Raw genomic sequence first — 18479 nt, forward strand, 5'->3', positions numbered from 1 at the left:
ACACTCCTTAGATGGTCTTCGAAAAACGCCGGCTGCCGCTATCCCGATCAAGGTAGGCATCCAGCTCCATACAGACATTTCTAACAAAGAAGCGGCCCAGCTCCGTCACCCGGATCTTGTCGCTCTCAAAGATGAGAAAACCCTCCTCTTCGTATTTTCGCATTTGGTGCAATTCATCGGGAAGCAATGCGTCGAGACCGGCGCCGAACTCATCTATTGTAAGGTTGTACGGCAATTCAAGGTTGCACATGAGGTGGATGATGGCCATGCGGCGCATCCGATCGTCCCTGGTGAGGGTATGACCGCGCACAATGGGGAATCCGCCGGCATCAATCGCGTCATAATACTTCTGGAGATCGCTGTTGTTCTGGACAAAGCAATCGGCGATTTCACTGATGGCGCTCATCCCAAAAGCCAGCATATGCATCGCCGGCCGGGTGGTATATCCCATGAAATTGCGGTGCAGCCGCCGTTCCCTCAACGCGATGGATAATTCATCCTGCCGCAGCGCGAAGTGGTCGATGCCGATCCAGTCATAACCGGCGTCATTGAACATATCGATCGCCGTTTGGAACAGGCTGAATTTGTCATAGGCGTTGGGGAGGTTCCCGGTTTTGACCAATTTCTGCTGCGGTTTGACCCAGGGAACATGGGCATAACTGAAGCAGGCCACACGATCGGGTTTGAGACCGATGATCGATGCGAGGGTCTTTTTAAAGGATTCCCCCGTCTGCTCCGGCAATCCATAAACGATGTCGAGATTGACCCCCTCGAAACCTGATTCCCGGCAGGCTTTGAAGACATCGAGGGTCCGTTGCTTTGATTGGATCCGCCCGATGGCCTCCTGAACATTTCTTTCAAAATCCTGTACGCCAAGACTTATACGATTAAATCCGAGCTTGCGTAGATGAGCGATCTGCTCCGGATTGCTGATACGGGGATCGACCTCGAGGGACACTTCACTGTGGGTGTCAAGGGTGAATCGCGTTTTGAAGAGATTCAAAGCTCTTTCAAGCTGAGCGTCGTTCAGATAATTCGGCGTGCCGCCGCCCCAATGAATCTGCACAATGCGGCGGCCGGTCCCGATAATACCTGTCACCATTTCCAGTTCGCGCTCGACTCTGTCGAGGTACCCTTCGACGACTTCCCTTTTCTGCGAAGCGATCGAATTGCACCCGCAATAGTGGCAATGGCTTGCGCAAAATGGGAGGTGAAGATAAATGGAAAGGTCGTCTGCCTTTCTATCATTCAGTGTTTGCAGGGCCCGGCGGTATTCGTCTGCGCTGTATTCAGCCGACCAGATCGGTATCGTCGGATAGCTCGTGTAGCGGGGGCCCGCAATATTGTGTTTCTCCAACAGGGCCTGCGGAACTTCTATGCTCACGATGGGTCACTCCTCCGATAATTCTGCACGGTTTCCACGAGAACGTGAACCGCATCGATGGGCGTCGGCGGTGTAATGCCGTGTCCCAGATTGAACACATGCCCCGGAGCGGCCGATCCCGCCCGGCAGATGTCCAGCGCCCGCCGCCGGATCTCGTCAGAGGCGCCGAAGAGCACCATGGGATCGAGGTTCCCTTGAACCGGGAAGCCGCCAAGTTGTTTTATCGACCGGCCGATATCCATCGTCCAATCCAGCCCGATCATCTCAGCGCCGGATCGGGCGACGTCGTCGAGATAGGGCGCGGCGCCCTTCAGAAAGAGGGTGCGGGGGATGCCGGTGCTCTCGAGCTTGGCGAAGATTTTCCGGACAACGGGAAGAATGTGAATCCTATAATCTTCCGGTGTTAGAATCCCCCCCCAAGTGTCAAACAATTGAACGGCGTCGACGCCGGCCTCGACCTGCATCAAGAGATAATCGCCGACCTGATCGGCAAGCTTATTGAGCAGTTTTGCCAGAAGGTCCGGCCGGCTGTAGAGCAGCGTTTTTATATGGCGGAAATCCTTGCTGCCGCCCCCCTCTATCAGATAAGAGGCAAGAGTGAAAGGAGCGCCCGCAAAGCCGATCAGGGGCGTCGCGCCCAGTTCTGTTTTGAGGAGGCGAATGGCGTCGCCGACATAGGAGAGATGCTCCCGCGCGTCGACGATTCGAAGCGCCGTGATGTCTTCTTCATGACGAATGGGCTTTTCAATCTTCGGTCCCCCGGAATCAAAGTTAAAGGGAACGCCCATCGGTTCTAGCGGGACAAGGATGTCGCTGAAAAGGATCGCCGCGTCAAAACCAAAACGGCGGATCGGCTGCAGCGTGACCTCGCAAGCCAATTCGGGGGTCTTGCACAAATCGATGAAGGTGGTTTTCTCGCGGACGGCCCTGTACTCAGGAAGATAACGGCCCGCCTGTCGCATAATCCAGATCGGCGTGCGTTCCGGTTTTAATCCGGCAACCGCCGCCAGGTAAGGTGAATTCTCCGTTGAGCAGGACGTCTTTTTTTTCTGGCTCAATGTTTTATCCCATCTGTTGCGCCCGCCGTTGCGCGAAGGGCGTTGCGTGCGGCATCGATTGTCGCCTGAAGATCTTCGGCGGTGTGCGCCGAGGAAACGAAGCCGACCTCATAACCCGACGGCGCCAGATAGACGCCCTCTTCCAGCATGGAGCGATGAAAGCGGCCGTAGAGTTTCATCCCCTCCCGGCCGATTTCGGAAAAGGCCCGCGGCTGTTCCTTTTGAAAGGCCAGCCAAAAGAGAGATCCGAAGCGGATAAAACGCGCGGGGACCCCCGCGGCGTCAATAGCCTCTGTCAGGCCTTTCTCAAGCCGGGCGCTTTTTTGTTCAAGCTTCTCGTAAAAACCCGGCGCGCCGGTTTTCTTCAAGGCGGCCAGTCCGGCGGCCATGGCCACCGGATTGCCGCTCAGTGTGCCGGCTTGGTAAACGGGGCCTGCGGGCGAGATCTGATCCATAATCTCTTTGCGCGCGGCAAAAGCTCCCACCGGCATCCCCCCTCCGATAATCTTGCCGTATGTTCCCAGATCCGGCTTGATCCCGAACAACAGCGCCGCGCCGCCGGGGCCGACCCGGAATCCGGTGATGACCTCGTCGAAGATGAGCAGGGCGTTGTGCTTCGCCGTGAGTTCGCGGCACAGCTTCAGGAACTCCTCGCGTTGAATCAGGAGCCCCGCATTCGCGGGCACCGGCTCGATGATGAGGGCGGCGACCTTGTCTCCATGTTCCTTAAAAAAGCGGCTCAGCGCCCCTTCGTCATTGAGAGGCAGAACGGCCGTGTGCCGCGTGAAGTCGGCTGGAATCCCGCCGCTGGACGGGTTTCCAAAGGTGGCCAATCCGCTCCCCGCCTCGACCAGCAGGCTGTCGGCATGGCCGTGATAGCACCCCGCGAATTTAACAATGAGATCGCGTCCGGTGAATCCGCGGGCCAGACGGATGGCGCTCATGACCGCCTCCGTGCCCGAACTGACGAAACGGACTTTGTCGTAGATGGGAACCCGTTCCAGGAAGGCTTCCGCCAATAAAACCTCGCGGCGGCTGGGAGCGCCGAAACTCATCCCCTCGGCCACGGCTGCTTCCACGGCCGCTTGCACATCGGGATCGGCGTGGCCCAGGATCATGGGGCCCCAGCTTTGGCAGTAATCGATGTAGCTTCTTCCATCTTCGTCTTCGAACCGGCTGCCCTTGGCGCTCTTGAAAAAGATAGGATCGCCGGGCACTGCTTTAAAGGCGCGGACTGGGCTGTTAACGCCGCCGGGCAAGACATCCTGAGCCCTCCGCCACCAACCGGAATTTCCCGGCGGCCTTCCCGGTGCGGTCATTGAATCCATCCCTTCTGGCAGGCTTCCCGTCCATGGTATGTGATGATCAGATCCGCGCCGGCGCGCCGCATGGCGAAGAGATTTTCCAAGACCAATGCGGCTTCATCGGCATACCCCGCCGCGACGGCCGCTTTAACCATTGAGAACTCGCCGCTGACATTATAGACAACGACCGGCACAAGGCTCTCCGCGCGGAGTTTTGCGACAATGTCGAGATAAGCCAGCGCCGGCTTGACCATGATCATGTCGGCGCCTTCATCGATATCGAGAAGCGCTTCGAGCACCGCCTCGCGGCTGTTGCGGTAATCCATCTGATACGTTTTGCGATCCCCCTGCGGAGAGCTGTCGCAAGCGTCGCGGAATGGACCGTAATAAGCGCTCGCATACTTCGCCGAGTAGGCGAGGATTGAGACATTTGTATAACCTTTGTCATCGAGAAGATTGCGAATCCCCGCGACCCGGCCATCCATCATGTCGCTCGGGCTCACGATATCGGCGCCGGCCTCGGCATGGACCAAGGCCATTTTCGCCAACTGCTGCACGCTCTCATCATTGACGACCTCGCCGTTCTTCATGAGACCGCAATGACCGTGAGTTGTATAAGCGCAGAGACAGACATCGGTGATCAGGATGATCTCTTCGCCGAACCTTTCGCGCAGCGCGCGCAGCGCGCGCGGAATGATTCCGTCCTTGTCGGCGGCGCCTTCACCCGCTTCGTCTTTTTTACCGGGGATTCCGAAGAGCAGATGGCTCTTTAGTCCCAGCCCCACATCCGACGCGATCTCGCCCAGCAGGCTGTCGACGGAAACATGTTTCACACCCGGCATGCTGGGGATCTCTTCGCTGACGCCATTCCCCTCCACGACAAAGTGGGGGGTTACAAGATGCCGGGGAGCGAGGCTGGTTTCGGCAACGAGTTCACGCAAAATCAAGGTTTTGCGAAGCCGGCGAGGTCGTCTCAGCAGATCCATCAATCATCCTCCACTAACTCTTCGACGTGTGATGTCGGCGACAGACCAACCGCCCGGCAGAGCGACGGCAGATCCGGGTTTTCGGCCACGAAGGGATCGAATCCCTCGCCGCGGGCCGTCTCGGCGGTGGTCTCACCGATAGCGGCGCAGGGTAATCTCTCTTTATAAGCCAGGACAAAGGATGTTACGGCCGAGGGACTGGCAAAGAGGATAACGTCGCCCGGTTTGAATGGGTTTTCCGGCAATTCAGCGGCCGGCACCGGCTCGGTTTTGTACAAGGGAAGCTCCGTGACCGAAAATCCGGCCTGCGTGAGATCGGCCTTCGGCTGCGCCAGGCGCTTTAAGGCGCCCGGAAGCAGCACCCGCGCCGGCGCTTTCACCATCCGGCAAAAGAAGGTTGCCAGTTCATGGCCGGTCCTGACCCTCGCGCCCAGATCGTCACGATAGCCGCATGCGGCGAGAACGCCCGCTGTCCCCTCGCCCAACACCCCCAATTGCGCCGCCCCCGGACGGAGACCCGCTTCGAAAAAGGACCGGACTCCCTGCGGCGATGTAAAAAGGATCCAATCAAATCCGGCCGTGTCGACGGCCGCGGGCGCCTTGAGGGGCGAGAAGCGGATGAGGGGCAAGTTCAGCACGTCGATGCCGATCGATTTTAGGGAGGTCTCCCATTGCCGGTTCTGCTCGCGAGCCCGGGTCAATATGATGCGCCTGGGATTCATCGGGTGAATCTATGTCCTCTCGGTAATGATTTTCTCCGCCTCACTGGCCAACGCCATCGGATCCAGGCCGTCGATCTGGAAACGAAGCCTATTCTCAGGGGATTTTGGATCCTGCCAGAAGACGACCATCCGGTAGTGATCCCCTTCTCGCCGGACATTGACACCGAAAGGAAGTTGGCAGCCGGCTTCAAGAGCTTTTAGCAATTGACGTTCCGCACGAACCGCACGGGCGGCCTCTTCGCAATTCAAATGGCCAAGGAGGTCGGACAGGGGCTCCTCGTCGCGACACTGAATCCCGAGCATACCCTGGCCCGGCGCGGGAATGAAGGCCTCAACATCTAATGGACAAGAGACCAGGTCATCAAGTTCCAGCTCTAGTCGCCGGACGCCGGCGCGGGCGATCAGGATGGCATCATATTGCCCCTCTCTCAGCCTGTTGACGCGGGTCGGAACATTGCCGCGAAGATCCTTTATCTGCAAGTCGGGTCTTAGGATACGCAGTTGGGCCTGCCGCCGGGCGGCACTCGTGCCGATCACGGCCTTATCCCGCAGCGGAAGGATCTCCCTATCCGTCATTCGCTGAGGATCAACTCCATCTTTCCGGATCAAGAGCAGCTCCCGGGGATCCTCCCGGCCGATCATGGCCGCAAGGGTCAGCCCCTCCGGCATTTCCGTCGAAAGATCCTTGAGGGAATGAACCGCCATATCGACACGCCCATCCAACTGGGCATCCTCAAGTTCTTTGGTGAAGAATCCCTTTCCCTCCAGCTCCGAGAGGGGGACATTGTCGATCTTATCCCCTTGGGTCTTGATGACGGTGATTTCGGTCTCCGATCCGAGATGTTTGAGCAGGTCCTGCACATGATGAGCCTGCCACAGGGCCAGATCGCTGCCGCGGGTTCCGATTCGAATCTTTTTAGGCATGAAACAATCCACATCTCCTAGAGCAGTTTTCTTTGCATGGGTTGGCTTGATTCCAATCATACACAAATTTTCTGGGAGTTATCCTTATTATTTTAAGAATCTGATCTACTGATTGAGATCGTTCGGCTCACCGGCTTTGCCTCGGAGGCCTACCTCTATGCCGCCCCAACCCGCCGTGATCCACAGAGGACGTAAACAATGGATGTCGATGGGCGAAGGCCGCCTGAGGAAGCCCATGAGGAAGACGAAAGGGCCATGAAATGAGCCACGGTTTTGCTTATACACTTCATTAATTTTTAATGTTCAAACTCTGAGTCCTGACGGCTTGCGTTGACAAGCATTGGGGTTGAGGATATAAATCTTTAGTGAGGAGGGGATAGATGTCGTGGATTGACATTCCTGAAGCAAAACCACCTCAAATTACAGGCCCGTTCCCGGAGCCCCTGGACGGTATCCCAATCACAGATACCCGCTGCGGATGCCCCTTCAAAAATCGGTCATTTAATTCTCTATTAATTGGTAGGTGTTTTGGTGTGAAGTGATGCTAATAGGGAAAGAATAAATGTGTTTGAAAAGACCGATAAAAAAGTGGGAATTCAAAGGGCGGCGTCCAGGAGGTGGGGCTCAACAATGAATCTCGGCCGGATCTCTCAATAGGGTGAGGAAAGAGTCATGGATATAACGCGTCGGAATTTTTTGGGATTAACAGCCTTGGGAACGCTCTCGGCGGCGACGGGCACGAGTGCCGCGTCCTCTTTGCACAGGGAGCCGGTCGACAACAAAAAGGTCTATGGCGTTTTGGTTGATACGGTCCTGTGCATCGGCTGCAGAAAATGTGAATGGGCCTGCAATCAAGAGCACAAGCTGTCAGACAAAAAGCTGCAGGAGTATGAAGACAAATCGGTTTTTGACCGGCATCGGCGCCCGAGCGACTCAGCTTATACAGTCGTGAATGAATTCTCCAATTCAGAGGATCCGACGGGGAAAAAGTACCAGATAAAAGTACAATGCATGCATTGTAATCATCCGGCGTGTGAATCGGCTTGTATCGTAGGCGCTTTCAAGAAGGTGGAAAACGGAACGGTGAGGTACGATGCATGGAAATGTATCGGATGCCGTTATTGCATGATCGCTTGTCCGTTCCAGATTCCAGCTTATGAATATTCGAAGGCGATCGAACCGCGCGTCATGAAATGCACATTTTGCCTCCACAGGACGGAAGTTGGGAAGAGGCCGGCATGTGTGGAGATCTGCCCGAATGAAGCGTTGGTTTTCGGCACGCGGGAGCAGATCCTCCAGGTGGCCCATGAGCGCATTCAAGCCCGCCCCGAGAAGTATTCAGCCCATGTTTACGGAGAGCATGAAGCCGGCGGAACGAGCTGGATCTACTTGCTGCCGTACGACTTCAAGCACACAGAATTGCCCGCCCTCGATGATAGACCGATACCCGACCGCACAGAGAAGATTCAGCATGCGATCTTTAAATCATTTGTGCCGCCGGCGGCTCTTTATGGATTGCTCGGCCTGATCATGTATACCCAGAAACGGGATAGTCGTGGGGAGGAGGACTGAGATGAGCGGGCATGAAATTCCTACACCGATCAGAAAAGTGCCCTATTTCACAAAAGGAACATTGGTGTTGTTCGGTATCATGTGCCTCGGTCTGGCCACCTTCCTTGCCCGCTTTCTATTCGGATTGGGCGCGGTGACAAATCTCAATGATCAGTATCCCTGGGGATTGTGGATTGCCATTGATGTCGCGACGGGGGTTGCTCTGGCGGCGGGGGGGTTCACAACAGCCGCGCTCGCCGAGATTTTCCACCGGGGCAAGTACCATGTTATAACCCGTCCGGCGCTGCTGACGGCGATGTTGGGTTATACATTCGTTGCCATAGGCGTTGTGACCGATCTCGGGCGCTATTACAACATCTGGCACGTGCTGCTTCCGCCTTTCTGGCAGGGCAATTCGGTTCTCTTCGAAGTCGGCATGTGCGTCATGATCTATCTCACCGTACTTTATGTCGAGTTCCTCCCGATTGTTGTGGAGCGTTTCGTCGGGCGGGTCAATTTCCCGGGTCCATTCTCCATCTTTAATAAGATCGTTGATCTCTTCCTTAAACTTGCCGGGCGTGCACTGCAACGCGTCCTTTGGGTTTTCATCATCGCCGGGGTGGTGCTTTCCTGCCTGCATCAGTCCTCGCTGGGGACATTGATGGTCATCGCGCCGTACAAGATGCATCCGCTTTGGTATACGAGCCTTTCGCCGCTTCTTTTTTTGCTTTCGGCCATAGCGGTCGGGTTTCCCATGGTGATCTTTGAGTCGATCCTGGCATCACGGTCTCTGAAACTGAAACCCGAAACGAAGGTCCTTTCCTCCATCGCGCGCTATACACCGATCATCTTAGGGACCTATTTTATTGTTAAAATTGGTGATATCACGCTGAGGGAGGCCTGGCCGTATGTCATCGAAGGATCGCTTCATTCTTTCATGTGGAGTGTGGAAATGATCCTGGGCGTTGTCACGCCCATCGTGCTCTTCTCCATCAAAAGGGTTCGGAACTCCGTCGGGGGGCTCTTTACCGGCGCGACCCTCATTGTTCTCGGAGTCGTTCTCAACCGGATAAACGTGTTTATCATCGCCTATAAACCCCTCTATGCCGTGAAACCCTATTTTCCCACTTTCTGGGAAATCATAGTAACAGCCGGGCTTGCCTGCGCACTGGTCCTGATCTACAGGTTCTTTGTGATGAATCTTCCTGTGATCTCGGTGCCGGAGAAAGATCTTCAATCCGCCAGTACAAGGGTCGGGAGTTGACAAACGGACTTGTTCAAGTCAACGAGGTGGTGTCATGGTCGCAAAAGCATTTTTTAAGGCGGTATGTCATCTTGTCGGGATCGGTGTGATACTCCTGTTTTATCCGGTCATCAGCAGCGCTCATGATCCGAATGAACCCAGCGATCTTGATTGTATGGAATGTCATACCTGCGAAGAACCGACGCTTGAGAATATGTGCCTCAAAGCTTGTCCGAGACTGGCTTCCGCCCACAAGACCGCCGGTTTTGATCTTTCAAAGAGCCCCGATATCCTCAAGCTGGACGATCTCGCGGACCTCTATGAGGCGACTCTTTTTAATCACAAAGGCCATGCCGAGATGACCGATCGCGGTATCGGATGCGAGGTCTGCCACCACTACAGCACTTCGGATGATATCCCGCTCTGTTCAGATTGCCATGTTCCCGGCAATGAAAACACCAATCTGCGGATGCCCGGACTGAAGGGGGCGTTTCACCGTCTCTGTCTCGGATGCCACCGTGAATGGAGCCACGAGACGGAATGCGATGTCTGCCACGTACCTGCAAAGGATGGAGCCCTGGAAGCTTCGGGTTACGACCGCTCTGATATCATCGGCCGGGAGCATCCCAAGTTGGTGCCGCCTGTCACAAAGATTCTTCAGGTTGATTTTGCAGAAGGGCCGGTTGTCCGGTTTCCCCATGCCGAGCATGTGGAATCGTTCGGATTCGAATGCGTCGATTGCCATCAGAATGAAAGCTGTGATCAGTGCCATGACCTGCAGCGGAGCAGCTCCGGCAGGGATCCAAAGAAAGCGGCGCATGCCGATTGCAAGGCCTGTCATGAGGATGATAAGTGCTCAAAGTGCCATACCTCTCACGATTCAGCCGAACCACTGTTCAATCATGAGGCCCATGCCGAAATGACCGAGCGGGGCGTCGGGTGCAAGATCTGCCATCACGATGTCGAAGAGAATGATATCCAGGCCTGTTCGGCGTGCCACACCTCAGTAGAAAAGGGAGCCCATATGGGCCAGCCGAGCCTGCAGGGGGCTTATCACCGTTTGTGTCTCGGCTGTCATCGCGAGTGGGATCACGAGACTCGTTGTACCGCCTGTCATCATCCATCCCAGACAAAAGATCTCGAGGCCGCGGGGCAGGACCCGACCGATATCGTGGGGCAAAGTCATCCCAAACTTATCCCGCCCATCACAAAGGTCTTTCAGACAAATTATAAGGAGGGGCCGGTTGTCAGATTCGCCCACTCCGATCATATCGAAAAACAAGGTTTCGAATGTGTCGATTGCCATCAGAAGGAGAGCTGCAATCTTTGTCATGATCTGGCGAAGGACCCTACAAAACGGGATCCATCAAAGGAACATCATGAAGATTGTAATGCCTGCCACGCGGGTGATGAATGCGTTCTGTGCCACAAGGCCCATTAGAAGCAGGCGGGCGGATCCGGTAATTTGTGAGGGGGAAAACCCGCAAATTGACATTAGGCAGGACTCAGCCATCTTCTTCACAGGATTAGTATATTGATTTAAAGGCTCACTATCTGTTATTGATATTTCCAGGTTCTGCAGGGTGGCCCGGCCGCGCCGAGAGAGTCAAACACACCCCGCCACCCGCTTTCAAAGCCAGCTATTTGGGGAGGGATATTGTGTTGTCTCAAGAATTGGTCCGGCGCTGCCTTGTTTTACTCGTCTTGATCTGTCTGGCCGTCCTTCCGGCGGCCGCCCAGGATTTTACAAACGAAGATTGTGATGCTTGTCACGCGGACACGGGCGGGGATCTTCCGGAGGTTTCCCATAGCACGCTCATGAGCAGTGTTCATGCCGATCAACTTTGCACCGACTGCCATACCGGTATTGAGGAGCTGCCGCATAGCGAAATCCTCCCGCCGGCGGAATGCGGCGCCTGCCACGGCGATGTCGCCGAGTCTTATGTAAAACACGGTCTGGGGATTGTCGGCGTATCAACGGCGATTCCCAATTGCATCGATTGTCATGGCACCCACGACATCAAGCCGGTGGCTGATAAAACATCGAGAGTCAATCCCTTGAGGCTTCCACAAACATGCGGGAAATGCCACGAAGACGAAAAATTCACCGAGGCACAGGGTATTCGCTTCAAACACCCCGTCAAGGTTTACTCGGTGAGTGTTCACGGACGGGCCGCGCTGGGGGGCGTTTATTCGGCCGCGAGCTGTAATGACTGCCACTCCGCGGGTGGGGATGCCCATCAGATCCTCTCTCCCGGTGATATCAAATCGCCGATCAACCATTTCAACATCACCAAGACCTGCGGGCAGTGCCATCGATATATCGCTCAGGATTATTCCGAGGGTATTCACGGGCAATTGACCGAACGGGGCGAGGTGGAATCACCGATTTGTACAACCTGTCACGGTGAGCATAATATTCTGCTTCACGACGACCCGCGATCCCCGGTCAGCTCCCACCGCCTGGCCGAGGCCACCTGCTCGCCCTGCCATGAATCGGCCGCCCTAAACGAGAAATATTCGCTTCCCACGGGAAGGCTTCACAGTTTCCGCGATTCTTATCATGGCCTCAAGAGCCAGGCCGGTGATATCACGGTCGCCAACTGCGCCTCATGCCATGGCGCCCATCGGATTCTGCCCGCATCCGATCCCACCTCGACGGTGTACAAGGGGAATCTTGTGACAACATGCGGTGGATGCCATCCCAGCATCACACCCGAGATGGCCAGCACCCCGATTCACGCCTCCTCCACCGGGATTCAGGCCGGCGCCGCCGCCGTCGTGCGGGCCATCTATGTGTGGGCGATCGCCATCATCATCGGGGCCATGGCCCTGCACTGGCTCATCGATCTTATCCAGCAGATCCATGTGACAATGAAGAAGAAAAAACAGGTTAAGCGGATGGACGCGGATGAGGTCGTCCAGCACTTCTTCCTCGCGCTCTCTTTTACATTACTTGTCATCAGCGGTTTCTCCCTCCGGTTTTATGATGCGTGGTGGTCGAAGCTGTTCTTCGGCTGGGACGGCGGGTCGGCGTTCAGGGGAACGCTTCACCGCGTCTGCGGCGTTGTAATGCTGATGGTGACGCTCTGGCACATGCTCTTTCTCTTGACCGCCAGGGGGCGGCGATTCTTAAGAGACATGGCGCCCGGCTTCCTGGATGTAAAGCAGTTCTTCCAGATGATGGCTTACAATTTGGGCCGCCAGGGGGATCATCCCCAATTCGGCCGTTTCTCCTATGTGGAGAAGGCGGAGTATTGGGCGCTCGTTTGGGGAACGGTTGTCATGGCGATTTCCGGGCTCTTCCTCTGGTTCGACAATTTGGCGATCCACTGGTTCCCCAAGGGGTTCCTCGATGTCATGCTTGTGGTTCACTATTATGAAGCCTGGCTGGCTTTCCTCGCCATCTTGATCTGGCACATGTACTCAACCGTATTCAGTCCCAAGGTTTATCCCATGAACCCCTCCTGGCTTACTGGAAATATGCCCGAGGAACAATTCAAGGCGGAGCACCCTTTGATCAAGATTCCGGAACCGAAGAAAGAAACGGAGTCGTAGGGAATCATGAGTTTTCGTCGCGTTCGGAAGCGGCCGCCCCGTTCGTTCTAGAAGATCATGTGATAAACTAAGATGTTATGTTGAGAAGAATCGGAAAATATATTTTCCCGGTCGCGGGTTTGTTGCTGCTATTTTTTCCCGGCCAAGGTGATGCCTTGGACGGAAGGCTCGATATATGGAATTCGCATCAGAATGGCCGGGCCGGCGCAGGATCCTACAATACCTTTTCAAGACGTGAAACCTATGTGCTGAACCAGCCCTTCACCCTCCTTCAGGAAATCATGGTCTCCACACGGCTCCGCTGGGTTCGTGAGTTCTCGGGCAGCGAGACAAACGGGCTGTCGCAGGAATGGGATAATCATACGCTGCAACCCTCCTACTCGATGAGTTACAGAACCCGGCGGCTGAACCTCGGATTGAAGGGCGATTGGTTCGAAAAGGAATCCTCGGGCGCGACGGCCCTTGCGCCCTTGTCCACCCGCAGCCAGCATGGCGGATGGTTCAATGCCCGCAGCGACCGAGGGACGCGTCTCAACATCAATTGGACACAAACGCTATCTAAAAGAGAAGGAGAGATTGGGGGCGACAAAGAAACCCGGGAGAAATCAGGGTTTTTGGACGCCGAACAATCTCTGGGCACGATCGGGCAGATCCAGTACAAGTTCTCCGCTCTTTCCAGCGATGTCGTGGATCGGCAGGTCCAGCGTACAGATTATTCACATGGGTTCGATTTAGGCGCCGACAAACGATTTGCCGATAATCGAATCGATCTGTCCGTTCGGGCTCGAACTCAATATTTTATACAGAAAGCTGAGACGGGCGGGAGTGTTGAAAACACGGTTCTTCTTCAGCCTTTTTCCGGGCATGCGTTGCTTGATGATACGCCTGAGATTCACGATCCCCTTGAAGGAGATTTGATCAGCGTTCCCGAATTGTTTGACCGGGATCGTGAAAGCCCCACCTCGATCAATATAGGCGATTCGGCTCCGGTCGTGCGGGAGTTCGGAGGGGATTACCGGAATATACAATATGATTTCGGCGATCAGGAAGAGCTGAGTTCGGCAATCCTCTTCGTCGATGAACGCTTGCTGCATCCCGAGTTGTTCCAGTGGCGCCTCTTCGTCACGGATGATCCCGAAGGGCGGATCTGGACTGAGCTGGAGACGGATAGATTCAGTATTGGATACAATGAATGGAGCAATGTTCACCAAGGGTGGGCCATCGATTTTAATGACACTGTTTCCGCCCGCTATTTCAAGCTGGTCGATGTCAAATTCGGTCCAACAGTACCCGATCTTTTTATCACCGAGCTGGAGGTTTACACGCTCGATGTCAACGAGATCGAGAAAACAGAAGAGCGTTCGCGGAATGACAAACTGGATGCGAGTGTCAGCCTCACTCCCATACCCATTCTCAATTTCAGATACCAGACGACCCTGCGGCAGCGCGTTTTTTACGAGATGGACGGCCGGGATCTTGATGCCGTGACCCAGGGTTTTCACTCACGGCTAAAATTGGGCGGCCTTATTCTCACCGGCATGGTTCAGACCTACCGGCTCACCAGGGAGGCGCAGAGCAGCACCAATGTCGAGGATTATGAGGCGGCCATCGCCCGGGGATCCACGACGCGGTTTACCACCAAGCTCTCTTGGAATCATTCCGTGGATCACAGCACCCATCAGGACAAAACAACCAATTATGTCACACTGGCATTATCCTGGCAGGCGACCCCAAGGCTGCAGATCAAACAGAGATTCAGCCATGGCCGGCGGGAGGATTTTATTCTCGATGTAGAATCAGTTTCCAACGCCATTGCGACCTCAATTTCGACTCGTCCCCTATCAAGTCTGAGCCTTGATTTTAATCGAACGGATCGATGGGTCAACACGGAGGCGGGAGCGGGGTTTCAGAGGTTTGACAATACCAATCTTACGCTCAACTGGGCACCCCTCCCCTTGATTAGCTTTTCGAGTACTTGGCTCTATCAGGTGCGGAAGACAACCGAATGGAGCGCCCGTCACTCTGTGGCCTGGTCTCCCCTTAGCGGTGGCAGTGTCGAAATCCGAATCAATGGCAATGGATTCCAGGATTCCAGGACCGATGCAACACAGTGGGGCGGCGGTGTTTCGACGAAATGGCGGATGCGGCCGAGACTCCTTTTGGAGGGGGGTATCGAGACCCAGAGATACGAAGTGTCCGGGGAGAGAGTTAGGGCTCCCATCAGCACGAATATGCGAGTCAGTTGGTCTTTTTAGGTGATTCCTTATAAAGTGTGATGAAGGATCACTGATCTGAAGAGGATGGGGCGGGAGGACTTTTCATGAATCGATGGGTCATGCCGGCAATCGCCAGGCTGCTCCTTTTGCTGGTGGCGGGGACTCTTAGCGGGTGCGCCTCCAGCGGGGAGAGCTTTATCCATCCGAATATGGATTTTGGACACGTTCAGCGTTGCGCGATTCTTCCCTTCCAGAACCTGTGCTCCGACGACCTTGCCGATGAGAGGCTGCAGTCGATTTTTCTCATGGAAGTTTTGAAGAAGGAGAGGCTTGAAATCATCGATCCGGGTGAAACCCTCTCGGGCATGTTGGTCCAGCGATTGAGCCCCGGGAAGGAACTGACCCCCCAGCAGGGGGTCGCCTTGGGGAAGGAACTGGGCGTGGATGCGATCTTTTTCGGAGTCGTCGAAGAGTATGGGATCAATACGGCAGATCGGAAAAGGGGTCCGGAAATCACATTGGTTCTGGGGATGATGGAGACCGAAACCGGAACAACAATCTGGCGTTCACAAGTTCATAAAACCGGGATGTCGATATGGAACCGGCTGTTCGGTGGAAGTCCGGCAAGTCTATACGATGTCTCCCGCAATGCTGTCCGGCAGGCTTTGAAATCGCTATTCTGATGATGATTCCACGGGAGGTTCGGCTTCAGTTCTTCGGGATCCTCTTTGGAATCCTCCTGGCCCTTCCCTCGGGATCGCTCGGGCTTGTTCCGTTTCCGGCGGACTTTGTTCCGCCGGCCGCGGAAAGCTCGCCCGCGGATGGATCCCAAGCGGAGATGAGGGAGATCCGGTACAGATCGGCCCTCTTGTTTTTCTTTTCAAACCGAAGTGTTTATCCACTGCCCATCGATCCGTCACACATCCGCCTATCCGGGCAGGAGATTCTTGCGACGGATCTGGAGCCGTACGGATATGACTTTGTTCCCTATCTGGAGTTGGAGCCTCTGCTCCAGGAGTGGAGGATTCGATCCGGCAACGATCTGCATTTCGATTTCCTGGCGGAGAGCTCAAGAGAGTTATCATTGGACCGCCTGATGGTGGCCGACCTCGTTGTTTATGCCGACCGCCTGCTCCTTCTGATCCGGGCTATCATTCCCGATTCGGGCCTGATGGCAGGTGTCGATGTGGCCGAGACGTTGATCCCTCCTGAGGTTTGGGATTCTTCTGCAGGCAGCCAAGCCGCATGGGATAAAGAAGTTGCCAAAATCAGCGGGGAATTGGCCCGCCGGTGGTTGGAAGTCACGCCGAGAAAAGGACAGCAGACCCTGGTTGTACTGCCGGTTTCGCCGGCCGGCATCGAGGCGGCCCAGGCCGACTTATCGACTCATTGTCTTCTCCGGTCCCTGCTTCGGTTGGAACGCTGGGTGATGCCTGATCCATCCCTGGTTGTATCGTCCCTCTTAAGAGAAGGGTACGATCCCAAGCGACTGGAACCGATGGCGCGGCGAAGCCTCATGTCCCGCTTTAACGCGGAATCCATACTTCAATCACATCTGTTATCATACGGGATAAAAACGGAGCAGAGAGGGCCGCGGTATGAGTCTGAGGACGATGATGGTGCGGTCGGATCATCCCCCCGGGGAGTGCAATTGCCGCTCTATCTAGCCCTCATGATGATCAATGGCGATTCCGGACGGATCATCGCCGCAGGCGCCGAGTATATGGAGCCGGAGAGTTCGATCGGCCTCTTTGGAGTGATCAAGGGGGTCATGATGTCTCGTCGGATACAAAAAGGAACGGATCGCCTGGTGAGCCGTTTGCCCTATAAAGAGGATCTTTAAATCATGGATCGACCCCGGTTTTGGAGTTGTCTCCTCGCCATACTTTTCATGGCAGGCCCGCTTCTGCACGGTTCCTCCAGGGTCGCCGCCGCCGATGCCCCTATGCCGGCCGGGGCCGCCGTCCTCGCTCTGGTGGATGGTGATCCCATCACAATGACCGATCTGGAGATCATCCTCCCCCGCCCGAAACCGAGTCTCACGGCGGAAGAGCTTCAGGGATATTCACCTGAGTCGATCCTCAAGCGGATGATTCAGAACAGGCTCTTGGAGCAGGAAGGGTACCGCCTCGATGCGCAGGAAGACCCGCAGATAAAGAACCAGGTCGAAGAGTTGATGAGGCACCGCAGCGTGATCGCTCTTCTCGATTCGATCTCGGCGCCCGTAGAGAAACCGAAACCGGGCGAGTTGGACAGCCTTTTCACGAAGACAAATAGAATGAATCGGATATCCCACATCCTATTGGATGATGAAGCCTCCGCTCTGGCCCTGCGTGACAGTCTGAAGGCCGGCATTCCTTTTGCCACATTGGCGGATCGACATTCCCGGGACACGACCTGGGCCGGCAAGGGAGGGGACATCGGGTGGGCTCGTGAGGGAATGTTCATCCCCGAATTCGAGACACTGATGCCACAGCTCTCGGTGGGAGAGATCGGTGGGCCGGTTCAGACCGAAAAGGGCTGGCATCTGGTTCTTCTGGCGGAAATCCGGGATGAAACCGTCGGGCAATCCGATGCCATGCAGGACGCGCTGGTTGATGCCGTGATGAAGGATCGCGTGATGACGGTTGTTAAAGCTTATGTGGAGGCATTGAAAGAGAAATACAATGTGACCATTGATGAACCCCTCCTGCAAACACTCGATTACGGCTCTCCCGATCCCGAGGTGCAGAATCAGCTGCGCGACAATGAGGCTGTGCTGGCCACATTGCCCTGGCGGCAGATCAAAGTCAGCGAGTTGACCCGGGCCATGCGTTTCCAGCATTTCCACGGCATCGAAAACAAGCCGAATGCGCCTGAGCTCCGCGATAAAATGTTTGGCGAAGTCCTGGCCGAATCCCTCCTTCGGCATGAAGCCGCCATCCTTCACTTACACAAAAGACCGAATATCATCATGGAGTCAGATGCGCTGGAGCGCCAGCTTCTCCGGGAAAAAGTCCTCAATATGATCGTGGATTTCCCCTTCAACCCAGATGAGAAGGAGATAGAGAGTTTCTATAATGCGCACTCTGAAGAATTCACACCCAAGGCCAGATTGCGGGTGAATGGCGCCTTATTGGGGAATGAAGAGGCGGCGCGCCGGTTTCGGGAGAAGTTGGAGGAGGGGGCGAGTCTGAGTTGGCTCATCCCCAGGACGCCCGCAGTCAGTGACCCCAATCCGGTGGCATTTACGAATTGGGTCGACGCCCAGATGCTGGGCCTCTCCAGCGATGTTGACAAGGGAATGCTGCTGGGACCTTTGCCGTTCGAGGGAGCCTGGGCGGTGGTGAAGATTGTGGAAATCGAAAGGGTCACAGCGCCCCCATTGGCCCAGTGCCGGGGGCAGGTCCTCCGATCGTTGAAGAGTCAACGGACACGTGAGGCGGTAACCGATGCGGTTGCCCGGCTCGAATCGGCCGCGACAATCGAAATCATGGATGGGGCTTATCAAAGGATCGAACAACGCATCCATGATTGGATGGGAATGTAGAAGA

General features: G+C 55.5%; 14 protein-coding genes. 8 read left to right on the top strand and 6 right to left on the bottom strand.

Features of this window, described 5'->3' with window-relative positions; translation table 11 throughout:
* Positions 1–7: 7 nt before the first annotated feature.
* The 6 genes from hemN to hemC are packed head-to-tail and all read right to left on the bottom strand — an operon-like array spanning position 8 to position 6378.
* Positions 8–1384, bottom strand: coding sequence for an oxygen-independent coproporphyrinogen III oxidase (gene hemN / locus KJ970_11280; protein MBU2691499.1), 1377 nt, complete (start codon positions 1382–1384; stop codon positions 8–10).
* Positions 1381–2442, bottom strand: a complete 1062-nt coding sequence (hemE, locus tag KJ970_11285; protein ID MBU2691500.1) for a uroporphyrinogen decarboxylase — start codon at positions 2440–2442, stop codon at positions 1381–1383. Before hemE ends, hemN begins: the two co-directional genes overlap by 4 nt.
* On the bottom strand, positions 2439–3770 hold the full coding sequence (hemL, locus tag KJ970_11290; GenBank protein MBU2691501.1) for a glutamate-1-semialdehyde 2,1-aminomutase: 1332 nt from the start codon (positions 3768–3770) through the stop codon (positions 2439–2441). The genes hemE and hemL overlap by 4 nt, the downstream gene beginning before the upstream one ends.
* Complete coding sequence (gene hemB, locus KJ970_11295; protein MBU2691502.1) at positions 3758–4732, bottom strand: porphobilinogen synthase; 975 nt, start codon at positions 4730–4732, stop codon at positions 3758–3760. Before hemB ends, hemL begins: the two co-directional genes overlap by 13 nt.
* Entirely contained in the window at positions 4732–5433 is a 702-nt protein-coding gene (locus KJ970_11300; GenBank protein MBU2691503.1) for a uroporphyrinogen-III synthase, read from the bottom strand. Before KJ970_11300 ends, hemB begins: the two co-directional genes overlap by 1 nt.
* Positions 5434–5463: 30 nt before the next feature.
* Complete coding sequence (gene hemC / locus KJ970_11305) at positions 5464–6378, bottom strand: hydroxymethylbilane synthase (GenBank protein ID MBU2691504.1); 915 nt, start codon at positions 6376–6378, stop codon at positions 5464–5466.
* 672 nt (positions 6379–7050) lie between these two features.
* Here hemC and KJ970_11310 point away from each other — a divergent pair.
* The 8 genes from KJ970_11310 to KJ970_11345 all read left to right on the top strand — a co-directional run bounded on the left by KJ970_11310 (position 7051) and on the right by KJ970_11345 (position 18475).
* Positions 7051–7950 (top strand): 4Fe-4S dicluster domain-containing protein, encoded by a 900-nt coding sequence (locus tag KJ970_11310; protein ID MBU2691505.1) that lies wholly within the window; start codon positions 7051–7053, stop codon positions 7948–7950.
* Between the two features lies 1 nt (position 7951).
* On the top strand, positions 7952–9193 hold the full coding sequence (hybB, locus tag KJ970_11315; protein ID MBU2691506.1) for a Ni/Fe-hydrogenase cytochrome b subunit: 1242 nt from the start codon (positions 7952–7954) through the stop codon (positions 9191–9193).
* A 34-nt stretch (positions 9194–9227) separates the two neighbouring features.
* Positions 9228–10613: a cytochrome c family protein gene (locus KJ970_11320; protein ID MBU2691507.1), complete on the top strand. Its 1386-nt coding sequence runs from the start codon at positions 9228–9230 to the stop codon at positions 10611–10613.
* A 218-nt stretch (positions 10614–10831) separates the two neighbouring features.
* On the top strand, positions 10832–12730 hold the full coding sequence (locus tag KJ970_11325; GenBank protein MBU2691508.1) for a cytochrome b/b6 domain-containing protein: 1899 nt from the start codon (positions 10832–10834) through the stop codon (positions 12728–12730).
* A 77-nt stretch (positions 12731–12807) separates the two neighbouring features.
* Complete coding sequence (locus KJ970_11330; GenBank protein MBU2691509.1) at positions 12808–14985, top strand: hypothetical protein; 2178 nt, start codon at positions 12808–12810, stop codon at positions 14983–14985.
* A gap of 65 nt (positions 14986–15050) precedes the next feature.
* Positions 15051–15629: a hypothetical protein gene (locus KJ970_11335; protein ID MBU2691510.1), complete on the top strand. Its 579-nt coding sequence runs from the start codon at positions 15051–15053 to the stop codon at positions 15627–15629.
* Positions 15629–16789, top strand: coding sequence for a hypothetical protein (locus KJ970_11340; GenBank protein MBU2691511.1), 1161 nt, complete (start codon positions 15629–15631; stop codon positions 16787–16789). Before KJ970_11335 ends, KJ970_11340 begins: the two co-directional genes overlap by 1 nt.
* A gap of 3 nt (positions 16790–16792) precedes the next feature.
* Positions 16793–18475: a peptidyl-prolyl cis-trans isomerase gene (locus KJ970_11345; protein MBU2691512.1), complete on the top strand. Its 1683-nt coding sequence runs from the start codon at positions 16793–16795 to the stop codon at positions 18473–18475.
* Positions 18476–18479: the final 4 nt, after the last annotated feature.

Source organism: Candidatus Eisenbacteria bacterium (genome assembly GCA_018831195.1).
GTDB lineage: Bacteria > Eisenbacteria > RBG-16-71-46 > CAIMUX01 > JAHJDP01 > JAHJDP01.